Below are 25,099 nucleotides of genomic sequence, written 5' to 3' on the forward strand. Positions count from 1 at the left end.
AACCCTAGGTGGGCTATAAACCCACGCCGGTTTTCAAGACCGGTGCTTTAAACCACTCAGCCATCTCTCCTAATTTTTATATCTCTTTAAAAGAGATATGGCGGTGAGTGAGAGATTCGAACTCTCGATACGTTGCCGTATACACACTTTCCAGGCGTGCTCCTTCAGCCACTCGGACAACTCACCACATTGTTGTTGAACGCTGTGCGTCTCAACGGCGGCTAATGTAATCATTACGTCCATCAGGGTCAAGTGCTTTTCTTGAAAAACCATTCAAGTGGTGAGTAATGATCCGATTTGTGGCAATCTACATCAACCTATTGGTATTCGGTACCCATAGGGTAGCAGAAGGGTTACCCTTTCCGCTTTCATTGATCCTCTCTTCGTTCAGCTTATTACGCCAACATCATGGAGTTTTATGATCATTCGGCTTTTACTGACCGTCTTCCTGACGCTCTTACCTTTACTGGGTCCCCCCGCTTTCGCACAAGAAGCAGAGAACGCGGCTCGAGCAACACTGCTCACGGATCGCATTGAAGCCCTGCAGGCACAAACCAATACTCCAGAGATCCTCAAACAGCTCGATCTCCTGCTCAATGCGCAAGACGAGCTAGAGAAAACCGCCGAGTTTGAGCAACTCACACAACATTATCGCCAACTGGTCGAGACCTTTCCAACACGCACCGCCGAGCTGAAACAACGCATTGCCCATTTTGCCGTCACCACCTTTCCCGATTTCAGCCAAATGGATCACGATGCGCTCACACTGGCTATTGCCGATGAAGATCGCATCCTCAAGCAACTGGAGCAAACCCGCAGTACCAGCAAAAATGAACTGCTCGACATAGAACGCGGGATTGATGAGTTCTCCTATCTTTCCTCTCAACTGCGCGAGCGGATAAAAAAAGAAGAGCTGGCGCTACAGTTAATGAGCAACCAGCACGATGACAACGACAACGCACTGATCCATCAAATCACCCAGCAATACCTGCTCAGCCAATTGGCGATGCTGGAAGCGCAACAACTCAGTGCTGGCAACCGACGCACCTTGGTCAAACAACAGATTCAACTCAATAACCTCGAGATAGATGCGCGCCAAGCCTACCGCAATAACTTACAGCGTGAACTCGCCCGTGAGATCCGCAGTGAAACGGAAGCCACACCCGCCCCCACGTCACCCACGTCAGATGAGAGTGAACAGCCACAAGCCCTTCGCCAGTTAACGCTCAATAACCAGCGTTACCAGTCTTTCCTCAAGGCAATCACACGCCAAACGGCGCAGGTACAGCAACAACTCAGCACCACCAAAGAGCACATTCAGGTGGTGGATAAAACCGCCGCCGATCTCAACACCATGGCAGAATGGCTAAAACTGAGCCCCGCTTTCAGTGAAAACCTGCGCACCCGTATCAACCGCTTGCCGGCCAACCCGCCGATCACCACGTTAGATAAAGACATCGCGCAGAACCAAATAAAAAAATACGAATATCAACAACTGCACGATACCTTGCGTGAACGCGCGAGCTTACCGCTCGATCTCGCCCTGAATGACAACGAACAGCAACAGGCCAAAACCTTGATGGCCAGCAACCTCAAATTGCTCACGCAACTGATCGACCAGACTGACACCCTGATCTACCAGCAAGCCACCTTGAAAGTGTCGTATGAACGCCTGAACAGCAACCTCAACGATCTAAAAGTACAGGCCAACAAACAACTCTTCTGGGCACCGGATACCAATGCATTAAGCCTGAATCTGGCACTCTCGACGTGGGAAAAACTCAAATGGTTCTTCTCCCCGTATCAATGGATCGGCTTTATCGCGTTCCCCTCTTCTATAGAGAAAACACCGCTGTTTGTTGCCTTGGGCGGGATCGCCATTCTCCTTGGAGGCTTACGTTTATGCCGCCGTTACTGGAAGCGTTTCCTCGACGACACCAGCAAAAAAATCGGCAAAGTCACCCAAGATAAATTCCGCTTTAGTTATAGCAACGTCTTTTTCGCCTTCTGTCTCGCCTGGCCGATTCCGCTCATGGTGGGTCTGGCTGGGTTAATTTTTTCTGCCGCTTGGCAATACCCCTTTGTGCACCACTTTGGCCAAGCATTAACGGTGCCCATGTCGCTACTGATGTTCTGCTTCATTCGCGAACTGGTGCGCCCCAACGGATTACTGATCAGTCATTTTGAATGGCATCCCGACCTTGTCGCCCGTGCGTTTGGCCATTACCGTCGCTTAATGTGGGTGTATTTACCTATGATGGTGATTCAGCAGTTTGCCCACCTGTATAGCGACATTGATGTGAATGCCACTCTAGGCCGCTTGGCGTTTCTGATCAGTAATGTCGCTATCAGTTATTTCCTCTGGCGGATGTACAAAGAAAAGCTCCCCATGACCTACGGTAATCTTCCGGAGGGGAAAGCCCACCTGGGCCATCACCTGTTCTGGTGGGCGCTCATTATGATCCCGCAAGGGCTGAACTACACCACCCTCAATGGTTATTTGTCATCGTCGCAAGCGGTCATGGAAAAGCTGGAGTTTTCTTCCGTGATTGGGGTGCTCACCATCCTTGTCTACTACCTGACGAAACGCTTAATGCTGATCCAAAAACGTCGTTTAGCCTTTGAGCGAGCCAAAGCCAAGCGACAGGAGATCATCGCCCAGCGGATCGCAGAAATGGAGGAAGACAAAGAAGACGCGGTCGGCAGTAATGAAACCCTGATTGAGATCGAAGAACCAGAAGTGGATCTGGATAAAATCAGCGCCCAGTCGCTGCGCTTATTGCGCTCACTGCTGTTGATCGTATACCTGTCTTTCTTGTCTGTGGTATGGGCTGATCTTTATCAGGCCATCTCTTACCTCGGTGACATTACCCTGTGGAGTGTGCCGAGCACCATTGATGGGATTGAAGAACTCAGTGCGATTTCGCTGAAGAACATTCTGCTGTCGATCATCGCCTTTTGGGTCACCGCCATTTTGGCGCGCGACTTACCCGGTGCGATGGAATTGCTGGTCTTGCAGCATATCGACCTCTCGCCAGGCACCGGTTATGCCATTACATCACTGACCCGCTATCTGGCCATTTTCCTCGGTATCATTATCGGTTCAGGCTTAATTGGTTTTGACTGGTCAAAGCTGCAATGGTTGGTCGCCGCACTGGGTGTCGGGTTAGGCTTTGGGATGCAGGAGATTTTCGCCAACTTCATTTCAGGCTTGATCATCTTATTTGAAAAGCCGATCCGGATTGGGGACACCGTGACCATTCGTAACCTGACCGGGATCATCGCGAAAATTCAAACCCGTGCCACCACGATTGTCGATTTCGACCGTAAAGAGGTGATTGTGCCGAACAAAGCCTTTGTCACCGAGCAGTTCGTGAACTGGTCGCTGTCTGACCCTATCACCCGTGTGACCTTGTCGATCAGCGTGCATTATGCGGCCAATGTGGATTTGGTGACGAAACTGCTGTTTGAAGCGGCCGACGAGTGCGATTTGGTGCTGGATACCCCGGATCCAGAAGTGTTCTTCTTGAGCCTGACTGCCGACAGCCAAAACTTTGAAGTACGGGCTTACGCGGCCGAAACGGCGCACCGTCTGAGCCTGACCCATGACTTGCATAACCGGATCAAACAGAAGTTCAACCATCACGGCATTGACATTGCCGCGCCACAGTTAGAAGTGCAAATGAAACGTCGCCCACAAGTACGCCCCGCCTAAAACGCAAAAGCCCCTGAGTTCACACTCAGGGGCTTTCTTTATTCTGCCACTTTTTCAGCCCGCGATAGGCGGAAGAGATTACGCTTGCTGGTAATATCCCGGTACGCGGAACATACGGCGACACATTTCAAGGAATTGGCCGTATACCACGCCCAACGCACCAGAAACAAAGGCGTTACTTGTAACGGCTGTAATGATTTGGTCGATATCGGCACCGACCACCAGCAAAATACACGCATAGGCCGGAGACTGGAACATCACATACGCCACCATATCTGATAGGCCCTTCATCCAACGACTGTCTGACAAACGCGTCCCTTGACGGATCATCATGTCGCGGAACATCCCGTATGGCCATGCAATCGCAATGTTCACTGGAATCGATAATGTACGCGAAGCCAATGACTGCTCTAACGTCATACCCGATACAAACACTTCAATCAGCATGCCTGTAATAAAACTAAAAACCACCATGGCAAACGTATCAGCCGCAGCACTTCTTACGTTAAATGGGCCCTTAACAGACATAGCGAACACCTCGAATCACAGTAAATACAACCAAAGGGATAGATGAAAGCAGTCAGATAAACTTAATGATTAACACTGACTAGTTAATGTGCGTATTAGAACAGCTTTCATTCGGAATTACCCACCGAAAAACAACCATGTTTGTAATATTACTACTGCTTTTAGTTCGATTTCTGGTGAAAACCGCTACCAAGGCGCACTTTTCGTGCCACAATGTAAAATCTCGACATCCCCCCACTCTAAAAAAGGAAGGTTACTCACGTAAAAATGGCCTTATCAATAGAGTTAAGCATCCATTTCATATAGTGATAATCATATCCCCAACTTACATGGAAAAATGGGCAGTTAATGAAACAAATCAATCAACACAAAGCATACAATAAAAACAAATGCATAATAATCACTAACTTAAACCCAAGCCACAATCCTACCCATATTATCCAACTCTAAAAAATAGCCATCTCATCGTCATAAAACCCTCTTTATCACACGGGTTAATATGCCTTTATGTTGATTTAGATTCAAAAGTAGGGATAGAAAGTAATAAGACAAAGAAACACCGCGCAATCCGAACACTAAAAATCGTTCATTGACGCTAAAACACCATCGAAGACAATAAACACAACAGAGCTAAACTCCACACTCTAGACTAAATCCAGTTTTAAATGCTAAAAACATCATCACCCGTTAATCTCAATACCTTTCATGCTTTATCACCTTGCTCTCGGGGTCGTTGAGCACCACGCTCCGGTGAGATCACGCACAAAACAGGTATTACATGCCGACACCTCTTTATCTTTCGCTGTAGATTTCGCATAGTAATCAATCGCTTTACTCTACATTCTCACCTGCGAAGGAACGCATGAACCAACATGGATAAGATCCTCGCCGTTATTGATGTTATAGAATCTCACCTAACAGAAAACGTCAGTGTGGAAACCATCGCCCAGCGGTGCGGATACAGCCGCCACTATCTGCATCGTCAGTTTAAACATGCGACAGGGTTATCGATCAGTCAGTACCAGCGTTGCCGTTTGCTCAGCTTGGCAGCCAAACAGCTGGGAGAAAGTGACCAGCGGATCTTAGATATTGCCGTGGAAGCCGGTTTTGAATCGCAAGAAGCCTTTGCCCGCGCTTTTAAGCGTTTTGCCTTTGTCGCCCCTAAAAATCTGCGCCAACAGCCAGTCTGGGCTGAACGCTTGCTTTTTTCTCGCTTAGATGCGGCACTGTTGCACCAATTAGCCGTTCTTAGAGACTGTCCCGCTAACATCCACCCAGCCCCAGCTCGTCGCTGGGCCTGCTATGCGATCCGACAAGATAATCTACACCGCACGCCACGTATGGCACATGACGTTCAACAAGGGGTCGAGGCCTTTTTTCGCCAACCTTTTGCCCAACCCTTCATGGCTTTTCCGTACGTGATCATGGAATTGAATGAGCATCACCAATACGCCAGTTCCACCTTTCCATTAGCCATCGCTTTTGCTGTGAACGCCGATACCCCCTTGCCCAGCGTCATGTTTGAGGTTCACCAACCTGCTCGCATGGAACTGCATATCTCGATGCCCTCGATCGATTATATTCCCGCGCTGTATTATCACTTAGCCGTGCGAATGGGCACCGATCCCGCTCTTCAACGGATCGAAGCACCCACTCTCTGGCACTACAGTGATGACAAGCGTACTTTTCATGCCAACTTTGGTCTTCATGACACCGCCATACCTGCATCCCACTCTCAGCCAGAGCTCGTTCATCTTCCGCCATCAACCGTTCCCGTCCACTGGCATACCTTGCCTCGCAGTAAATGGGCAGGCACACGCCGTCTGCATACCTTATGGTCGGATTACACAAAACAGATTAAGAGACTGATGAAAGCGGAATGCTCATCCCGACTGATCGCCTTTGGGGATCCCGCAGCGGATCCAAATCAGCAATATCGTGTGGCATTTAGTGAAACAGCGGAAGGACAAACCACGCAAACACCGCCTGATCATCTAAGCACGCGTCCTCTTAACATTGGCGGGACTTTTTTGCGGACGGTATGGGAAGGAAAAAACATTTTTGAATTAGAAAACGCCATAGAGCGCTTTTACGGCGCAATGCACCATGACCCGCATTTTTATTATGCGCCAGGGCCTGAATTAATCCGCAATCTGACCATCGAGAATGATCAGATTGCGTTTGAGTTGCTCACCCCGGTGAAATCTCGTCGAGGAGGATAAACGTCGTCTATCCGTCAATGATCATCTCACTCTAAGAGAGCGATTACTGAAAATACGCCAGCCGTAAGGTTTGTCGCTGGGCTTGCGTATGGGCAAATTTCACCTGCGGCATCGACGGTGGTCCCGACAAGATGGGATTATTCGAATACCCCATGCCTTCTTTTGGCATCCCATTGCTGTCTCTGGTCAGGGCCTGATCACCATTACTGTCTTGATAGACAAACACGGCATAGTGTCCACGGGCTAAGCCTTCAAGCATAATGCCTTCGCTCACTTGCGCGGGTGAGTAGGCCTGTTCATGCACACTGGCCGCTCCCATTAAATTATCCGTTTCGGCATACACCGCCACCACCACAGGCGCATCGGCATCACGTACCCCGTTGACTTGTATCATCAATGGATAATGTCCCTCAGCAGTATTGTGTGCCAGATTTTCAAGTTCACTCACATCATTTTTCGGCAGCACACTCATGGCGACCACCACTGCGCACACACCAGCAGCACATATCCCCCTCTTGATATTCCGTGCCAATATCGGCTTCACATCAGGCTGCTGACGCGCGGCCAAATACCATGCCGGCAACCACAATGACGCACAACATAGTGCGACAACAGGCAAATACATCCCCTCTGCACGCAAAGAAAAGAGCATGGGGGCACAGAGATAAATTAACACGGTCTGAAAGCTGAACACCTGCAATGAATAACGGCCGATATAACTCAGTGGATGCCACACTAAGGCGCGCGGAAAGCGCTGGATCACCACGGCGAACAAATAGACCCACACACCCAGACTCAACAATCGGATCCACGCAAGCTCCGTCTTATTCCCTAACTGATAGAGTGTTTGAGGTTTCAGCCCCCAATCCCAGAATAATCCGTTTTGCGCCGCCATGATAAAGCCGGCGATAAATACGCAAAGCACCGTCAGGGCTGGATGCTGCCACCGGAACGTACGGTTCTGACAGGCAAAGCCCAACGCACTGCTCAGCACAAAGAGTAGCTGCCACGCAATCGGATCAAAAAAGCCCGTTTGTACCGTCAAACTCGGCGCCATCCATGCGTATAACGGCACCAGCATGACATCACTGGCCCAATCGCTCATCAACCAACAGCCGACACTGACCGCCACCACAAGTAGCATCCAGCCCCGTCGGTACGCCGCAATCAACAACGGCAGCAACAACATAAACATCACGTACAGCGGCAATATATCGAGATAAAAAGGCTTGTTGATCAATAACACGCTCAGCAACAGCGCGGGCAACGGATCGCTGACTAACCCACTGGCATTGGCACTCAGTACACCGTATGCCATGGGGGAGAAGGCATACGCCAATGCTAACCACACCACAATCACGCCCAAACACACGAGGTGATAGCCATAGATGGTTAAGGCGCGGTGATGGGCTTTTTGCCGTAGTTCTTGATTAGAATGCGCTGGACGACTGTAAATCGCACCAGCTAACAGCCCGGAAATAAACACAAAACCTTCTGCCGCCCCAAACTGGCCGAATGGCTGTAGCGTGAAGCCTTGCAAAAAGGTCGAGCCGCCACTGATCCAAATGAGGTGGTTGAACGTCATTAATAACAGTAATACGCCTCGTAAACTGTCTAACGCAGGTATCCTTTTCATGGTGAGTTCCTTCATAACGAAATTGCCTTATTGTGGCGTAACTCACCGACCCAGATCTGACCGTATGTGCTCTCCCCCTCTCACGGGCTCAGCAAAATCAACCCGCAGACAGCGTGATCACTCGCAAAACGCCCTTGGCCCTCTGTGTAGAATGCACGGGGTATATACAAGGAGATGACTATGCCCGGTGCTTTTGCTCACATCACGGCGGTGAATGTCGCAGCCGCGAACTCAGCCCTGAGAACCCTCAACATGCCCAGAGCGGCCAAACGCGTGTTGTCGCAACACAAAAAATATATCGAACTGGGCAGCGTCAGTCCGGACTACCCCTATTTAACCGTCACCGACACCACGCAAAGCCTGTGGGCCGATCGCATGCACTATGACGCCGTCGGCGAGTTACTGGCTGAATTGGTAGAACAGGTGAGAGCCTGTGATGCGAAAGAAAAAGACAAAGCCTTTGCTTGGCTGTGTGGTTTCGTCGCCCATGTCGCGGCCGACATTACCATTCATCCGGTGGTGGAGCTGAAAGTCGGACCTTATGCAGAAAACAAAAACGACCACCGGATCTGCGAGATGCATCAGGACGCCTATGTGTGGGTCAAACACATGAACCTTGGCGAGTTGGGTTATGCCGACAGGGTAAAAGCCAACATCGGCACCTGTAGCGATCCAAACGATGAGGAAGCGCTGGATCCCACCCTGTGCCACATTTGGGCAACAGCGCTATCAAAGGTACATGCCGACGTTGCCCAAACAACGCCTCCCAATATCAACGCGTGGCATCACGGGTTTCTGTTTGTGGTTGATCTTGCAGAAGAGTCAGACAACCTTTTTGCTTGGGCACGTCATGTGGCCGCCAAGCTCGGCCTGACGTATCCGCAATCCGATGAAGTCGACATGGCGTTTATTCAAGACTTAGCGACCCCAGAGGGCACGCAACACTATGACGCCATCTTTGAGCGCGCCATTGGCACCATTCATCAACTGTGGGAACAGGTGGCCGCTGCCGTGTATGACGATGCACCCTTAACCGCCTTTAAAAACTGGAACCTCGATACCGGCCACTGTGAAGATGGTCAACTCACCGCATGGAGCTGAACATGAAAGGATGTATTCTCTTTATCACCACATTGCTACTCACCGCCTGCATGGCGCGCGCCCCCTATTCCGATGAAACCATGTATGACGTGGCTTCCCACCTGAAAGATGTCTCTCAAGCTGTCGATGGGGAAATCAAGTTCGGTGATATCGCTAACCTCACGCACGCACAGATCATCCAGCAAGCCATGGCGTCTGATCCGCAAAAACTCGACGCGCTCAAACCTTATCAACTTCAGCTTGCCATTCAAGGCGACCATGCGGTGATGCTGCTGTGTGATAACGATGTGGCATTGATGGAAGATGCAGGCTGCAATGCCGCTTTCGACACGCCGTATTGGCAAGATCCCAAAAGCGACACCTGCTCCGTACGTTTAGATGCCCAAACGGTTTGCCCAGAGTAAACATCACCGCTTGAGGTCGCAAACGGCCAAGCCGGACTCTCTGGGCATATACTGCCCAGAGAGCCTGACAATTCTTACATTTCGTTACCCTTTACCTGTGACTAAAAAGCATTACTTGAAGCAAGATCATGCTTTGCATTTTCCTGACATTCGCCAGATTTTCCCGCTAAACACCTATGCTATTTTCCGCTTCGCCAATGGGGCAGTCTTTTAAAAATAGGCATAACAATGAAACGATACGCAATGCTTCCTCTGTTCTCTTTAGCAATGGTTGGCTGTGGTGGCGGCAGCAGCGATGGCGGTGAGACCACCTCTCCATCTACGGCTTATTCAGTAGAAGGCACGATTGAACGTGTGACAGAGACGGGCATTGTGGTCAACGGCAAAGAATACCCGGTTGATGCGGTTAACTACCAAGGCCTATCAGAGTCGGTTTCCTTCCTTGCTGGCAAAGAAAACATGATGGTACGCCTTGGCAGTGACAACAGTCGCCGTGGCGGTATGCAGGTTGAGCTTGAGCCAACGTTTACCGGCCAAATCATGTTTGCCCCACCCACGCCAGAAAAACCTCACCGTTTCTTAGTGAACGGTGTTGAGCTGGAATTTGACCGCCTGTCGAAGAATATTGAAAACGGTGACTGGGTCATGGTGTCTGCTCTGCCAACCGCCAATGCCGGTTACAAAGTGCTGTCTGTGATTGAATTCAACAATGAATTTGGCCAGCTAGCAGAAGCTGAAGGTCGTATTAGCGAACTGAACGAGAATAACGGCACCTTCAAAATTGGCCACTCGTTACTTGTGCGATTTGATGTCAATAAATTCGACACACTGCGTAACGGCATGTGGGTCGAAGTGATGGGGTCATTCAATGACTCAGAACACGATCCAGAGCTGAGTGCAGAAACGATCACCCATGAAGATTACTCTCACATCACTCATGATGGTGAAATTGAAGGGATCGTGACGTGGGTTGCCAAAAACAAAAAAGCGTTTGAACTCAACTACCGCGCGCAAATTAAAGTGAACGGTGCGACCGAGTTTGATGACGGCAACAAAAACGATTTGAAGCCGGGCGCATGGGTAGAAGTCGAACTGCGTAACAACCAGAACAAGCTGATCGCCGAAGAAATCGAATTTGAAGGCCGTGATGATGACAATGGTGATTGGGACGCGCTGGAGTTTGAAATCGAAGGTTATGTGGGTGATTACCACTACGGCAACAAGACCTTCACCATTAACGACATCACCATTCACACTGATGCACGCACAGAATACGAAGACGGTGCAAACTTCGGCAACATAAACCAAGAATACGTCGAAGTCGAAGGCATGTGGATTGACGGTAAACGCATCGCCCGTTCAATTGAGATCGAAGATGCAGACGATTAATCCTCGTCACGCGTCATCGCTTTAACATGAAAACGCACCACTGCTATTATCCGCAGTGGTGCATTTTTTCAGCCCTTCGTGTTAGCCGTAGATAATTCCCCCTACAAATCAGACCGTATCACTACAATGTCACCAACACACACTGCGTGATTTTCTGATCAATCAGCGCTTCTGGACTGCTTAAATCCACCGTCATATCCGGATCAAACGCAATATACAAATACGCCTTCGGTGCCGATAAATCAGGGAATACCCGTTGCGGGCCTTCCACCAGTTTGCATACCATGTCAGTAAAAGCAGCGTCACCCAATTGATGCGCACACGCCAAGGCTTTGGTAAAAGTATGGGTACAACGGGGATGCACGTTCTCTACCCCGAAACTGTCAGAGGCAATAATGGCGTCTTTGGCAAACACCAACTCAGCCAAATCCGCATCGGTACAGAACTGGCGGAAATACGCGCCAATGCCTTCCAGCTCACGTACCACCTCATAGTACGCTTGCTCGACAGACATCCCTTTATTCGTTGCTATCTCGTGTAATTGCAAGCCATTGTAAGCAGGAATACGACAGGCAATCACCACATTGGCAAAGTCATACGGCGGGTTCTGCTCAAGGTATGCGATCACTTCCGCTTGCGTCATCTTGCTCCATGAATCACTCTCCGGCAGGAACTGGCTCAGGGTGGTACAGGCAAAACTGAACGGATACACATCCCACGTTACCGGAAAATCCTGTTGCTCAATCAAAGTCTGAAAACGGGCAAAGCGATCTTTCACCTGACCGATATGCGTCGCCCCTGCAAACTTCAAATGGCTGATGTGGCAGTGGGCATTGGCCCCTCGGTGACACGCAAAGACTTCGTCGAGTGATTCAAACACTTGCGCATTCTGATTACGGATATGGTAGTTGTACACGGTAGGAATTCTGGCCACCAGCTTACGCAGCAGTGTTTGGAACACCGCTTCTGGCAGGGTTTTCAACGGATGATACGCGAGCCCTACGCTGATCCCCGCAAACGGATACGCCTCAAAAACAGCCGCTAGCGTGTCAACGTAGGCATCCAGATCGGTCTGCTCAGTGACCGGATACGAAAACAGATAGGCGTTCAGCCCCAACAGCTGGGCATGCACCCTGCCAGCGTTTTCAGCCGCGGCAAACAGCGCATCAAAGCTGGTGAAAATCGAGCCTTTGGTGCCAAGGAAGGCCGCGTATTCTTCAAAGGCTTCTCGTGTGACCTGTGTTTCATCAAACACCGCGTGAAATCCACACAATCCTCCCACCTGAGCCGCCACGCCCATGTTCTTGGCGAACTGATTGGCGGTATCTGAATCAAAATAGAAATCACTGTGGGTGTGAATATCGGTCAGTGCGGGGATCAGATAGCCGCCATCAACGAGTTCGCCAGCGAGACTCGCGCCATCCCGATCAAGACGTTCCACCTCAATGCTCTCAATATCAGTAAAGCATCGGTTCGTACTATCAAAAAATTGTATGTTGCTGATCTTCATGTTTCAGGTCTATCCGTAGAAAAATTGCCCTCAACATACGCGATAGCCAGATAAAATACGGTGAGAGATCTCGCATCAGCTCGATTATATGATTTCAAATAACAAGGATAACCTCTCTCCAGCGTCGGCCACTGTTTGAGCAAACACAGAAATAAACGAAAGCGAAAGGTCTGCAAGATCTGATTATTCGCTTCCAAGGCGTGAAGCAAAAAGAGGAATAAGGGTTTGTTATGTCGTGCCCCAGTCGAACTGGGGCGTGGCATTGCCATCGGTATGATGATCGCTCACTGATTTGTCGATGAAATGGGATCCTTGAACGCCAAGTAGGAAATATTGGCGTCTATATTCGCTTTTTTAGTGAATACAATTTGATAGGCAACTGATTGATATGCTACATTTTCGACTGTTTTTTTGTCGTGGAATATGTCGTGAATCTGTCTGAATTAGTACTGTCATACAACAGTGAAGCTGGCCAAGCGCCAGTTAGAACACAAACAATTGATGGCGAGCTTTACTTTTCACTATTTGATGTAACAAAAGCAATATCTACAGAGAATAGAATTTTAGCTCCAGAACTTCCCAGCAAAAGACTCATTGGACTTTTAAAAGCTCATGCTACTCATCTTTTACCTGATGAAATATATATACCTCAGAGCTTACCTAAAAATATTGATGAGCCTCACCGTGAAAGCTATGTCACTAAAGCTGGATTATTTAGGGTTATACTCCAAGATAAAAGCCCTGCCTGTCGTAAATTTCAGAAATGGGTTTTAGATGACGTATTACCTGCTATTATGGAAACAGGACAATACAACTTACCAATCCAAAATAGTGACTCTGATATAGTAACGCTTACCAAGCTATTCTTAAAGGGAATGGAAGATAGAGAAAGAGCGGAAGCTGAAATTAGAACTGATGTATCAGGATTAAAAGGTCGCGTACAATCACTCGAAGATAAACAAGAATTTTATTCTGTTGAAAATTATTCAATAACTCAATCATTACCACATGACGTAATGTATGAGGTTTTTATTTGGTGTACTAACATTTGCTCCAGTGGTGATTCACAAAAAATAAAGTCTTCTAGCCAATTTAACAGAGCATTCAAGTCACATATCATCGATGAAGCATACAATATTTGGCATAGTAACAGAATAAAATCTAAAACAGTTTAAGATCTTTAAGAAGATCAACTGAAGTAATAAAGGTAACATCAAAACGGATAGATGTTACCTTTTATTTAGCTGTAATCATTCAGTCTATTAGCCCTGAACATGCTCGATCTCTTGATCAGCAAGAATCGCTTTCGCTTTTACCATTTCTTCTGCGTCACCGTGAACAATCACAAGGAATTTATCGGCTTTAATCGCAGCGTTGTATTTCACGATGCTGTCTTTTGGAATACCGATGCTGGCTAATGCACCGCCTACCGCACCCAAACCGCCGGTCACGACCGCACCTTCAATCGCACCGACAACGGTAGATACGATTGGACCTGCGACCATCATGGCACCCACACCCGGTAGCCAGAACAAACCGGCACCAAATAGTGCACCCCATACACCGCCCCACAATGCGCCGGTGGTACCCCATGTTTTAACGCGATCGCCGGTATTATAGAAACCCGCGACGTTTTCTTCGCTGTGATAGCCTTTACCCAAAATTGAGATTTTAGAGACATCGAATTCCGCATTTTGTAGCGTCTTAATCACGGCCTCTGCTTCTGTATGAGTATTTACGATTGTGATTATTTTCTCTTGCTCTTTCATAATACATCCCCATTTTGAAAACTGATTTGTTTATTTTTATTCGCTGGTTTGATGTTATGCCTTCTTTTTTTTCGTGCCTACCACCAGAATTGGTTACTAGGTTTACTCTTTTGAGCGATAACAACAGGGGCAATTATTCCACCAGCAAATAACTAAGCAGATAAAGGTAAATAAAAAAATATGCAAACAGGCGCACTTAATGGCACGTGATTGCGATGAATATAGAGAGGGGAAAGCCACATAACTGCGCATTATGAATAATCATGCAGGCGTGTTTATCCTGTTATATGCCCATTTTTGCACGATAAAAACAAACAATGTCACTCAGTTGACGATGGTGACACAGGAAAACCAACAAAAAGACTGAGTGAAATATAAGCAATTTCGCATTTAGAGAGCAAATCATGATATCAAAAAAGAAAAAAGCCCAGCGGGTCGGCTGGGCTTTGTATTGAAAAAATGAGGTGTTAGGCTAACACTGGTTTTTCTTCTTAGAAGAAGAACATCCGCTACTTTGCGAACAACCCGCGCATGCCCCACCCTTACGCTTCATCGCGACTAATTTATAAATCGCTAAAGCCAAAATAATCAGTATGCATAGCGACACAAGTATGTTCGTCATTTCGACTCCTTACTGTAGGCTTAAGCCCAGTTTCTGCTGCTCTTTGAGCGAACCTTTTCTCAGTAGGCTAAACAGGAAGCCTATCAACGCGAGACAGACAGCCAAACCATAAACAAAGCCTTCGCCCAACGCGCCTGTTGTGGCAAAGGTACCCACTTGGTAGATGGTAAACGCACAAACGTATGCAATGCCCAGTTGTAAGCTAATACCACCCAGCAACCATTTTTTGTTTTCCAACTCGGCATTCATCGCACCGATCGCCGCAAAACATGGTGGTGTGAACAGGTTAAACACCAAGTATGCCAGTGCCGCGACAGAAGATAAGCCCATCACCGTTGCCACGTCTGCACTGCCCGATACCAACGCAAGCTCTTCGGTATCGATAAAGTTAGTGATGCCATACACCACAGCCAACGTACCGACTACGTTTTCTTTCGCGATAAAGCCCGTGATTGCAGCGGCAGCCAACTGCCAGACACCAAAGCCCAGTGGGATAAGTACGAAGGCGAACGGTGAAGCCAGACCCGCAAGAATACTGGTGCTCTCTGCGCCTTCCGCCACAATGTCAAACTGCCATGTGAATGTCTGCATAATTTGAATCACAGCATTACACAGCAAGATGATGGTACCCGCTTTGATGATGAACGCTTTACCACGTGACAACGTTGTGTTCAGCGCCAGTTTCACGCTCGGTACGCGGTATTCAGGCAGTTCAAGAATGAAGAATGAACGCGTGCTCTTTTCACCGGTAATTCGGACGATAAGCAATGCGCCCAGAATAATCAGGCCAATACCAGCAAAGTACATGCTGGTGCCTACCCATGCTGCATCTTGGAAAAAGACGCCGGCAAACAAAGCAATAACGGGCAGTTTTGCGCCACACGGCATGAACGGTGTCAGCATCGCCGTTGTACGGCGCTGGCGCTCATTCTGGATAGTACGTGTAGCCATGATGCCTGGAATCGCACAACCGGTACCGATGATCATTGGGATGATGGATTTACCTGACAAGCCCACTTTTTTAAAGAAACGGTCCATGATGATAGCAACACGCGCCATGTAGCCACTGTCTTCCAGCAATGCTAATAGGAAGAACAACACCATGATCAATGGCAGGAAGCCAACAACGGCACCCACACCGCCGATGATACCGTCCAATAACAGTGCGCTCAGCAGCGGTGATACATCCGCTCCCATCGCCCCTTCTACGGCGCCATAGAAGCTATCAATCCAGCCAACAAGCGTGTCGGCAAACAGCGGACCCACATAGGTTTGTGAAATCGAGAATACGCCCCACATGATCAAGGCAAAAATCGGTAAACCCAGCCACTTATGCGCCAGCACGGTATCCACTTTGTCGTGAATCGTTGGCTCAGCACTGCTGACTTGGCGCGTTTCAATCTTCGCGACAAGCTGCTTAACGAACGCGAAACGATCCGCATCCATCGCCTGTACCGATTCGGCATCTTTAATGTCATCGTATTGCTGAGTAAACGGTGCCGTTTGCGGCTGCCCTTTCATTTCTGCAGCTTTAGCCACAAGCGTCGATAGCGACGCATTGCGCGCATCTGCAGCCACGGTTTCAACCACCGGACAACCCAATAGCTGGCTCAGTTGTGCCGCATCTACCGTCAGTTTCTTGCTTTTGTTCAAGTCACACTTGTTCAACGCGACAACGACAGGAATACCCAATTCTAAAAGTTGCGTGGTAAAAAAGAGGCTTCGATTCAGGTTTGTCGCATCCACAACGTTCACAATGACATCGGGATTTTCGCTTTTCACATAGTCGCGTGTGATGGTCTCTTCCAGCGTAAACGGTGACATGGAATAAGCACCCGGCAAGTCAACCACGGTGACCTCGCCATGAGTCCCGCTCAACTCTTTTTTCAACGGGGCTTCTTTTTTGCTGATGGTCACACCTGCCCAGTTACCGACGCGTTCTTGCTTACCACTGAGGGCATTGAATAGGGTCGTTTTACCGCTATTCGGGTTACCCGCTAATGAAATTTTCACAGATCTATCTCCATGCCAAAAGATCCCCTCACGTACTTGCAATGTGCCGGCTTGTGTCGCGCCAGGTTACTGAGTGTCTGTCACTCTGTACCGAGGGTAAAATGGGTGATTAATATAAAAACGGTTTAATTCAGAAGGACAGTTTTCGCTAAATCGGAATCAATGCTGTAACGCGCATCTTTCACTGAAATGACATACGTATCAGACAGTACAGAAACGACAGTGATCGGCTCGCCCGCATAACACCCTAATGTATTGAGGAAATGCGCCATTTCTTTGTCATCTTGGCCAATGCTTTTGATGGTGTATTCTTGATTGATTGTGGCGCTGATCAGCGAATGACAATCGTTGTGCTGTGTTTTACTTTTTCTAAAAAAACCAAACATCTGTCCACGTTCCTCAATGGTTCAGGACGCACGGATGCCCTTGAAGGCCAACCGCATGCATCCTGAATAATAATTATTACTCTTTGAGAATAATCGAAGGGTGAAATGAGAAACCCAACCTGCAAGTCAACATGAAGGTAAACGTGCTCAGGATTCTCATGGCGTACCATCGATGATGCTCGTTAAAAACAATGATTAGCACTTTGAGGTGCGGGAATGTGACCGTTTTACTCACCCACTCACTTAACGCAGAGTCCACATCATCGTAACGGACACGCAAAATGATAATCATTGTTATTAAGCTTTAATTTTCCCTGAATATCGCATTGCAAAAGTTGCGCGAAATCAATTTACAGCTGAAAACCACGGATAAATAGCCAGACTGTATTGGGCTTCATGTTTTACACCCTCAAATATTTAGATGTTGGTATATGAATATAATTCTTTATATCGGAAGGCTATATCTTAGGGAGGCTTAGTTTATTGAATTAGCAGTTTTTTAAGGAAGTCATAACTATCAAACATGCTATTTATATCTATGTTAGCCCTCAGCAGCGTGAACGCGCCAAAGTCCAACACGTTAACTATGTGCGTAAATAATGACATTCACACAAAGTATGCCTGTCCACCAATAGGGTTAAGCACAGCGACGGACGACACCGAAACACCAAACGTAAAAAAACCGCTAACAGCGTAGCGGTTTCTTTGAATGTGGTGGAGCCAGACCGAGGTATAGGGGGATTTGAAATCCCGTTGCCACAAAAACACCAGACGTAAAAAAGCCGCTGTAAAAACAGCGGCTTCTTTGAATGTGGCGGAGAGATAGGGATTTGAACCCTAGGTGGGCTATAAACCCACGCCGGTTTTCAAGACCGGTGCTTTAAACCACTCAGCCATCTCTCCTAATTTTTATATCTCTTTAAAAGAGATATGGCGGTGAGTGAGAGATTCGAACTCTCGATACGTTGCCGTATACACACTTTCCAGGCGTGCTCCTTCAGCCACTCGGACAACTCACCACATTGTTCTGTCAAGGCTATCGCCTCAACAGGGTCGCTACTATAAGGGCACTTCGCAGACAGGTCAATAAAAAATCTTGATAATCAAACTCAAGCGATGACTTTTTCACCATCCCACGATTATCCCCCACGACTACTGACACTGTTTCTATCGCCCTGCTACAATAGCCACAACACTGGGTTTACCCGCAAGCTCCGGCAACCCGGGCATCACCCTATTTATATATTGCCTAATTAATTCCTTAAGTGAGAGAGTCTTATGTCTTCACCCTTACGTGATCTGCTAGCCAATCCACAACTGGCGGAGCAACTGCTCTCTGAAGCGCAAACCCGCGGCTTTGTCACCGCGATGGCGGCGGCACCCCACCTGCTTGATCCAGCAGAATGGCTCGCTTTCTTATGGGGCGGCGAAGAAACCTCGCCATTTACCAGCCAAGAAGAACTCGAAGCCTATGCCAATGCTGTCGTCAATATGTGGAACGAAAGCCGTGAGTCACTGCTGACGGGCACATGGCAATGGCCAGAAGACTGCGCATTGGATGACAAAGAATTAGTGACCGAGCAAACGCGTGAGTTTTCTGAAGGTCTACTGCAAGGCTGGCAGCTATCCCGCGATGACTGGGAAACCGTGATGCCAGAAGAAAGCGAAAACAACGCCCTATTGGGTGGCGTGCTGCTTTGCTTCAGCCTGCTGTTCGATCCTGAAAACGCCATTGAGGCGCTTGCACAAGAAGGCGCTGATGGTTTGGCACAGTTTGAAGAAATCTTCGCGTCTGTACCGACCATGCTGTGTGGCCTGAGCATGCGTGCTTATGAGTTGGTGAATGCTGACTAACTGATTGCACTTGCAGACAGTTAGGTGACATCGCGGCAAAAACAAAAAAACGACAACAAAAAAGCGACGTGAGATGGCCTCTACGTCGCTTTTTTCATGCTCAGATTATCGGTTAAGCATTGCCTTTCACTTGCAGTTGTAACTGCGCCGCGAAATCCAGCATACGGTTCAGTGGGATCAGCGATTTTTCACGCAAACTGTCGTCCACAAACACTTCATGCTGCTCACCGCCTTCTGCTAGCGCGGTTTCAATGGCCAATAACCCGTTCATGGCCATCCACGGGCAATGCGCACAACTTCGGCATGTCGCGCCGGCACCCGCCGTTGGGGCTTCCACCAGTTCTTTCTCGGGCACCATCTGCTGCATTTTGAAGAAAATGCCTTTATCGGTTGCGACAATCAGCTTTTGCTGCGGCAGGGTCTTCGCGGCTTTGATCAACTGGCTGGTTGAGCCAACCGCATCCGCCAACGCCACCACACTGGCCGGTGACTCAGGGTGCACCAAGATGGCCGCATCCGGATACAGGTGCTTCATGTCTCGCAGCGCTTTGGCCGAAAACTCATCATGGACGACACACTCACCTTGCCACAGTAGCATGTCCGCGCCCGTGTGCTTTTGAATGTACGAGCCTAAATGGCGATCAGGGCCCCAGATGATTTTCTTGTCTTCACTGTCGAGGTGCTCAACAATTTCAAGGGCAATACTGGACGTCACCACCCAATCGGCACGGGCTTTCACCGCCGCCGAGGTGTTGGCATACACCACGACCGTATGATCAGGGTGGGCATCACAGAATTCCGTGAACTTATCGGCCGGGCAACCGAGATCCAACGAACACTCGGCTTCCAATGTCGGCATCAATACATGCTTGTCGGGTGTAAGGATTTTGGCGGATTCCCCCATGAAGCGTACCCCGCAGATCACTAACGTCTCGGCAGGGTGTTGATTACCAAATTTGGCCATTTCAAGGGAGTCACCGACAAAGCCGCCGGTTTCTTCGGCTAAGGCTTGGATGTCGGGATCGGTATAGTAGTGGGCGATCAGCACGGCATTTTTATCCTTTAATAATGCTTTGATGTTCGCTTTGTGGGCGTGCTGCTGATCCACCGTTAACGGTGCTGGCTTTGGAGGAAATGGATACACCATTTCTGAAGGGTCAAATGTTAGACTCATCGCTCGCTTGCTCTATTGCTGTCCTTGTATTGGCGCATTATACACCGCCTACCGGCAAATTTCATGGCGCAATAATCGCCGTTATTACGCTCGACGATCTCGCACGTTACAAGCACGTTTTTACCTCTAATCGCCATTTTCATGCCTTTTCTACCGTGAATACCTATTACGCATTATTTATTTGCACATAAGTACACTCTTGAGTTTACTTATAAAATAGCCTGTGTATGATGACGCAAATTATTCATCTGAAACCATCTTTGTTGCTCATATCCCCCATGAAACGCTATTTATTATTGCTACTCGCTGCCTTGTCATCGAGCGCCAACGCGACCTCGTTTTCCCTGCCGATTTGGAAAGAAAAAGCCGAAGCACTGGGGTATGAATTACCCAAGCCGATCGGTTTTAGCCTCGGTTACATGAGCATGGAACAAGGGATCAATGTGGATTCGATCCATTTACAAGACGCACCAGTACTCGACTTTTTAAAAATCGGCATGGAAGCCGATAAAGGGATGCAAAAAACGGATGTCCTGTCGTTTCGTGCGGATATGTGGTTATTTCCGTTTCTAAATGTCTATGCGATGGTAGGAAAACTTGATGGCTATTCACAAGTTGATGTGACACCAACAAGGAAAGGCGAACCTTTGAACGTCTCCTTCCCATTCAAACTAGACCTCGAAGGCTACACCAAAGGCGTGGGTATCGTTTTAGCGGGCGGCCATGAACAATGGTTTGGTTTGGTCGATGCCAGTTTTTCGCAAAGCACCTTAACCGTGATTGACGGTGAAATTAATGCTTGGGTGATCTCCCCACGTATCGGTTACGACTTTGCCTCACACGGAATGCCTCTGCGCGTCTGGGCCGGAGCCATGTACCAAGACGTAGAGCAGTCACTTTCTGGAAAAATGTCTGACGTTGCTAAGTTAGATAAACTCGATTTTCTGATCCCTAAAGACGCCACGTTCCATGTGGAGCAACATTTGACTACGCCATGGAATCCTCTTCTCGGCATGCAATATACGGTGAATAGAGACTGGAATCTTCTGGGTGAAGTCGGCCTTGGCGATCGCCAGAGCCTGTTTGTGTCACTGGAACGTCGATTCTAAGGAGTGCGGATTCGTATGATGCGTTCATTACCTTGGCTATTGGCGACACTGGCCTCAACCAGTGCCTTCGCCGCGGCATCCGCCGATGAGCAAGAAAAAGGCTGGGTTGACCAACTGCTGGTCTCACTGGGTTCAAGCGATACCGTCGATACCAGCAAGTTAATCGACTGGGGTGTGCTGCCCGGCCCATTTGTGAACCCGGAACAAGGGCTCGGGATTGGTGTCGCGGCGGTGGGTTTATACACCCCATACGATTGGACGCAAGGCGACCACTTCTCAACGTTAACCTTAACGTCGTATGCGTCAACATCCGGCTCGTTCGGCTTGGGGGTCGAAAACCGTACCTACCTCGCTGATGATACGATCCGTTTGCTGGTAGATGGTGGGATCAGCCACACCCCTGGCTATTACTGGGGGATCGGTCGTGATGCGGCCGACAATGAGGCCAATAAAACCCAGTATGAAGCCCAAATTATTCGCTTAGCGCCCAAAGTGGCACTGCAAGTGTTTGACAGTACCTACATCAGTGCCGGTTGGCGCTACCAATCCGTGTCTAAATTGGATCCCGAGGTTGGCGTTTTTACGTCACAAGATTTATCGGACAGCCAATTAAGCGGCCTGATCACCGCACTGGAATACGACAGCCGTGATTTCGAGCCGAACCCTCAGTCGGGTAGCCTGTTGAGCGTAGAATGGGTCACGTACCGCCCGCATTTTGGCAGTGATTTCGATTTTGACCGTTGGACGGTGAATGCCCGTCACTACTGGCGTTTTAGTCCACAAACCATTATCGCTGTCGAAGGTTATGGCCAAGCGGTGGAGGGCGATGTGCCCTGGTATGGCTACAGTGAAATGGGCAGTGCGCAACGTATGCGCGGCTACTATGAAGGCCAATACCGCGATCGTGCACAGTTGTCGACGCAATTAGAGGTCCGACATAGCTTTACCCATCGCCACGGCATGGTGGCATGGATTGGGGCGGGTAATGTCGCCCCCGCAGTGGACGCGATTTTTGACGAAACCTGGCTACCGACCATCGGTGTCGGCTACCGCTTTGCCTTTAAAGCCCGTATCAATGTTCGGGTGGATCTTGGCGTCGGTAAAGACAGTACCGGTTTCTATTTYCACGTTAATGAAGCATTTTAATGGTCCGCATGTTCCGTTTATCCGTTATTTTTACGCTGATGTTCAGCGTGGTGACCCATGCGGCCAATGCCGAAATATTGGTGAACCCTTTTTCAAAAGACTACCCGACCACGAAAACAGCCGCCCCCCGAGCACCGGTCGGTGTACGCCCCTGCTGTGCGTTTGGTAAAGATCTGAAAGCACAGGTTGGCACTATTCCCGTGCCGTTTGTTTCGGTCGGTAATATTCTCGCAGCCGACGACATTGGCCAGCATCGCTATAACGACGGTTCCAGCCCGGTTGCCGTCAATTTCCTTGGCTTAAGCGGGGAAAAAAATGGCCTGTTGTTTACCACGCAAGGCGGCTTTATTGATACCGCCCATGTCCGTGATACTGCTGACTATACCTACTACTTGTTCCGACACATGCAGCAGCGTTTAGGCACTGACTATACGATGGATTTACCGGCTGAACTGCGCCTACGCCGCATTCAATGGCAAGCCCATACCACACCGTTGACCGCAGAAGAACGTATTCAGTTCAGTGCCGATGCGGCCGCGTTGCTGGCGTTTCGCTTGGCGCAATGGCATGAAATAGCCCAATGGTTTGGCATGGTGTCAGTCAGCGGCTTTAAAGAGTTAGCCTCCGCGTTTTCGTCCGAAGATCTGTATTCCAATATGCTCGGCGCCAAGCTGGCGAATGGCATTTTATTGGCGCAGCCAGATCTGACCGTGGCCGAGTTTGGGCGAGCGATGGATAACGCATTAGATAAGCAACTCACCGTATTAGGCGTGCAACCTGCCGCCGTGGCAGATGCAAAAATTACCGCGTTAGACGGAGTATGGTGGGACAGTAGCAAGCGTTTACCGGACAAGTGGACGGTACTCTTTCGTGACTACCATTTTGGTTTAACATTAACCCCACACTACCCTGGGGCGACCACTCCCCTTACCTTGTCGGCGCAGTCCGTCAACGGTGAAGCCATTGAAAATTGGGTACGTATCGAACTGCATGCAGCAAAAGAAGAAGCCGCCTTTGCCGACTTACCAAACGCGTTGCTGCAAGACGCCGTGTGGACGGTTGAACAGTTCCAACCGTTGGCAGACTTTGCCCAACAGCAAGACCGTCAAGCATTAGCCACCATGAAGGCGCAGCGCTAGGTTCTAGGTACGAAAATGCCGCTCATTGCTAACCAAAGCAATGCGCGGCATCGTAATCTTTTAAGAACCACTTATAGCTGCTTGAGGTTCTTCTGTGCTTGCTGTGAACTGGTCGACTCCGGATAGGTAGAAATCACCTCTTGGTACAATTTCTTCGCCTGCTCCACATTCTTATCACGCTCAGCAATGATCCCCAGCTTGAGCAATGCATCTGCTCGCTTATTGGAATCTTTCTCGCTCGCCACGGCTTGGAAGTGCACCGTTGCATCTGCCAATTGGTTCTGCGTGAAATACAGCTGACCTAACCAATAATGCGCATTGGCTTTATACACCGACTCCGGATAGGTCGTAAGGAAGCCTTTAAAGGCAGTAATGGCACCGGCGTAATTCTTCTCTTTCAAGATCAGATTCACTGCGGTTTCATAGGCTTCATTTTCGTTGACGTTAGCCGCATAACTTTCCGTTGAGGTACTGCTTGTCTCTGGTGTCGTCGCGGGGGCTTTGGGCTGACGGCTCAGCGCATCCACTTCACGGTAGAGTTCACGCTGACGCTCTAGCATCTGGCTGAGGTCATAACTATTGCGTTCGACGATCCCACGTAGATCATCCATTTCGGTTGCAAGCTGGTCCAGTTGTCGCTGCATATCCAGCTGCACCTGGTTACGGGCCTCAATCATCCTTTCCAGACGTTCTAGGCTACCGCCCTGCGCACTGCTACTTCCATTGAGTTCAGTAACAGGAGCAGGTGCGGCGACCACTTGGGTCGCCGCACCAACCAGCAACGTTAATGCGAGCTTTCGCATTGTGTTACTGTTCATAATGTTTACCTATTAATTAGTAAACTAGAACCGAACGACGGTTCTTCGCGTAGTCAGCTTCGCTGTGACCAAGCACAAGTGGCTTTTCTTCACCGTAGCTAACAAGAGAGATTTGGCTTGATGATACACCCAACGCCTGTAGGTACTTAGCAACGGCATTTGCACGACGCTCGCCCAGTGCGATGTTGTACTCTGGCGTACCGCGTTCGTCAGCATGACCTTCAACGATCACGTTCACGTTCGCGTTGTCACGCAGGTAAGCCGCGTGTGCCGCTAGCATGTCCTGGTAATCAGGCTGAATTTCAGCGGTATCAAACGCAAAGTAAATGGTTTGCTCTTGACGTAGCTGCTGGTTACGAAGCTCTTGCTCAGACAGTGCTGGCGCTGCAGGCTCAACCGGCGTTACCACTGTGGTTTGCTCAGTGGTTGGCGTCGTGTTGGTTTCTGTCGCCGCTGAATTTTCAGTGCTATCGCTTGAACTACATGCCGCTAGGGTAAACATTGGCAGCGCAATTGCCAGCCCCTTCAAAACTTTGTTAAGTTGCATTTATTTTTCCTTTCTAA

The 25,099-nt window shown here is 49.0% G+C and carries 20 protein-coding genes and 3 tRNA genes; 10 read left to right on the plus strand and 13 right to left on the minus strand.

All coding sequences use genetic code 11. From position 1 onward, the window contains the following. Positions 1 to 98: 98 nt before the first annotated feature. Positions 99 to 186 (minus strand) — tRNA-Ser (locus L4C36_RS07915). Positions 187 to 418: 232 nt separating this feature from the next. Between L4C36_RS07915 and mscM the strand changes: the two genes are divergently transcribed. Further along, positions 419 to 3,715 carry a miniconductance mechanosensitive channel MscM gene (gene mscM / locus L4C36_RS07920; protein ID WP_428477260.1) on the plus strand — a complete coding sequence of 1,099 codons (3,297 nt, stop codon included), beginning with the start codon at positions 419 to 421 and terminating at the stop codon, positions 3,713 to 3,715. Between the two features lie 78 nt (positions 3,716 to 3,793). Here the strand turns inward: mscM and L4C36_RS07925 are convergent, their stop codons facing one another. Then, entirely contained in the window at positions 3,794 to 4,243 is a 450-nt protein-coding gene (locus tag L4C36_RS07925) for an L-alanine exporter AlaE (protein ID WP_428477261.1), read from the minus strand. Between the two features lie 872 nt (positions 4,244 to 5,115). Here L4C36_RS07925 and L4C36_RS07930 point away from each other — a divergent pair. Continuing rightward, positions 5,116 to 6,465 (plus strand): AraC family transcriptional regulator, encoded by a 1,350-nt coding sequence (locus L4C36_RS07930; protein ID WP_428477262.1) that lies wholly within the window; start codon positions 5,116 to 5,118, stop codon positions 6,463 to 6,465. A 43-nt stretch (positions 6,466 to 6,508) separates the two neighbouring features. Here the strand turns inward: L4C36_RS07930 and opgC are convergent, their stop codons facing one another. Continuing rightward, entirely contained in the window at positions 6,509 to 8,101 is a 1,593-nt protein-coding gene (gene opgC, locus L4C36_RS07935; protein ID WP_428477263.1) for an OpgC domain-containing protein, read from the minus strand. Positions 8,102 to 8,281: 180 nt separating this feature from the next. Here opgC and L4C36_RS07940 point away from each other — a divergent pair, with 180 nt between their 5' ends. From L4C36_RS07940 to L4C36_RS07950, 3 genes are all read left to right on the plus strand, one after another. After that, positions 8,282 to 9,202: a zinc dependent phospholipase C family protein gene (locus L4C36_RS07940; RefSeq protein WP_428477264.1), complete on the plus strand. Its 921-nt coding sequence runs from the start codon at positions 8,282 to 8,284 to the stop codon at positions 9,200 to 9,202. Positions 9,203 to 9,204: 2 nt separating this feature from the next. Then, a complete protein-coding gene (locus L4C36_RS07945; protein WP_428477265.1) occupies positions 9,205 to 9,606 on the plus strand; it encodes a hypothetical protein in 402 nt (133 codons plus the stop codon). A 228-nt stretch (positions 9,607 to 9,834) separates the two neighbouring features. Further along, positions 9,835 to 10,995: a DUF5666 domain-containing protein gene (locus L4C36_RS07950; protein ID WP_428477266.1), complete on the plus strand. Its 1,161-nt coding sequence runs from the start codon at positions 9,835 to 9,837 to the stop codon at positions 10,993 to 10,995. Positions 10,996 to 11,116: 121 nt separating this feature from the next. On the opposite strand, the gene L4C36_RS07955 is transcribed toward L4C36_RS07950, so the two are convergent. After that, the gene (locus tag L4C36_RS07955) at positions 11,117 to 12,436 is read right to left on the minus strand and encodes a hypothetical protein (RefSeq protein ID WP_428477267.1); all 1,320 of its coding nucleotides are present in this window, start codon (positions 12,434 to 12,436) and stop codon (positions 11,117 to 11,119) included. 497 nt (positions 12,437 to 12,933) lie between these two features. Here L4C36_RS07955 and L4C36_RS07960 point away from each other — a divergent pair, with 497 nt between their 5' ends. After that, positions 12,934 to 13,680 carry a BRO-N domain-containing protein gene (locus L4C36_RS07960; protein ID WP_428477268.1) on the plus strand — a complete coding sequence of 249 codons (747 nt, stop codon included), beginning with the start codon at positions 12,934 to 12,936 and terminating at the stop codon, positions 13,678 to 13,680. An 87-nt stretch (positions 13,681 to 13,767) separates the two neighbouring features. Here the strand turns inward: L4C36_RS07960 and L4C36_RS07965 are convergent, their stop codons facing one another. The 6 genes from L4C36_RS07965 to L4C36_RS07990 form a co-directional block, all read right to left on the minus strand. Next, complete coding sequence (locus L4C36_RS07965; RefSeq protein ID WP_428477269.1) at positions 13,768 to 14,274, minus strand: general stress protein; 507 nt, start codon at positions 14,272 to 14,274, stop codon at positions 13,768 to 13,770. Positions 14,275 to 14,746: 472 nt separating this feature from the next. Then, positions 14,747 to 14,896 (minus strand): FeoB-associated Cys-rich membrane protein, encoded by a 150-nt coding sequence (locus L4C36_RS07970; RefSeq protein WP_428477270.1) that lies wholly within the window; start codon positions 14,894 to 14,896, stop codon positions 14,747 to 14,749. 9 nt (positions 14,897 to 14,905) lie between these two features. Next, the gene (feoB, locus tag L4C36_RS07975) at positions 14,906 to 16,909 is read right to left on the minus strand and encodes a ferrous iron transporter B (RefSeq protein WP_428477271.1); all 2,004 of its coding nucleotides are present in this window, start codon (positions 16,907 to 16,909) and stop codon (positions 14,906 to 14,908) included. A gap of 125 nt (positions 16,910 to 17,034) precedes the next feature. After that, the gene (locus tag L4C36_RS07980; RefSeq protein ID WP_428477272.1) at positions 17,035 to 17,295 is read right to left on the minus strand and encodes a FeoA family protein; all 261 of its coding nucleotides are present in this window, start codon (positions 17,293 to 17,295) and stop codon (positions 17,035 to 17,037) included. Between the two features lie 812 nt (positions 17,296 to 18,107). Then, positions 18,108 to 18,198 (minus strand) — tRNA-Ser (locus tag L4C36_RS07985). Positions 18,199 to 18,226: 28 nt separating this feature from the next. Next, a tRNA-Ser gene (locus L4C36_RS07990) sits at positions 18,227 to 18,314 on the minus strand. 259 nt (positions 18,315 to 18,573) lie between these two features. Between L4C36_RS07990 and L4C36_RS07995 the strand changes: the two genes are divergently transcribed. Next, positions 18,574 to 19,149, plus strand: coding sequence for a UPF0149 family protein (locus L4C36_RS07995; protein WP_428477273.1), 576 nt, complete (start codon positions 18,574 to 18,576; stop codon positions 19,147 to 19,149). A 112-nt stretch (positions 19,150 to 19,261) separates the two neighbouring features. Here L4C36_RS07995 and nadA read toward each other — a convergent pair whose 3' ends face one another. Next, positions 19,262 to 20,323: a quinolinate synthase NadA gene (nadA, locus tag L4C36_RS08000; protein WP_428477274.1), complete on the minus strand. Its 1,062-nt coding sequence runs from the start codon at positions 20,321 to 20,323 to the stop codon at positions 19,262 to 19,264. A 278-nt stretch (positions 20,324 to 20,601) separates the two neighbouring features. On the opposite strand from nadA, the gene L4C36_RS08005 reads away from it, so the two are divergent. The 3 genes from L4C36_RS08005 to L4C36_RS08015 are packed head-to-tail and all read left to right on the plus strand — an operon-like array spanning position 20,602 to position 23,717. After that, positions 20,602 to 21,432 carry a TonB-dependent receptor gene (locus tag L4C36_RS08005; protein WP_428477355.1) on the plus strand — a complete coding sequence of 277 codons (831 nt, stop codon included), beginning with the start codon at positions 20,602 to 20,604 and terminating at the stop codon, positions 21,430 to 21,432. Between the two features lie 18 nt (positions 21,433 to 21,450). Beyond that, a complete protein-coding gene (locus tag L4C36_RS08010) occupies positions 21,451 to 22,578 on the plus strand; it encodes a BamA/TamA family outer membrane protein (protein WP_428477356.1) in 1,128 nt (375 codons plus the stop codon). Next, positions 22,578 to 23,717 (plus strand): DUF4056 domain-containing protein, encoded by a 1,140-nt coding sequence (locus L4C36_RS08015; protein WP_428477275.1) that lies wholly within the window; start codon positions 22,578 to 22,580, stop codon positions 23,715 to 23,717. The genes L4C36_RS08010 and L4C36_RS08015 overlap by 1 nt, the downstream gene beginning before the upstream one ends. Before the next feature lie 71 nt (positions 23,718 to 23,788). On the opposite strand, the gene ybgF is transcribed toward L4C36_RS08015, so the two are convergent. After that, positions 23,789 to 24,535, minus strand: a complete 747-nt coding sequence (gene ybgF / locus L4C36_RS08020) for a tol-pal system protein YbgF (RefSeq protein ID WP_428477276.1) — start codon at positions 24,533 to 24,535, stop codon at positions 23,789 to 23,791. A gap of 16 nt (positions 24,536 to 24,551) precedes the next feature. After that, positions 24,552 to 25,082 carry a peptidoglycan-associated lipoprotein Pal gene (gene pal, locus L4C36_RS08025; RefSeq protein ID WP_428477277.1) on the minus strand — a complete coding sequence of 177 codons (531 nt, stop codon included), beginning with the start codon at positions 25,080 to 25,082 and terminating at the stop codon, positions 24,552 to 24,554. Positions 25,083 to 25,099: the final 17 nt, after the last annotated feature.

The sequence above is a fragment of the Photobacterium japonica genome (assembly GCF_050337005.1).
Classification (GTDB): domain Bacteria; phylum Pseudomonadota; class Gammaproteobacteria; order Enterobacterales; family Vibrionaceae; genus Photobacterium; species Photobacterium japonica.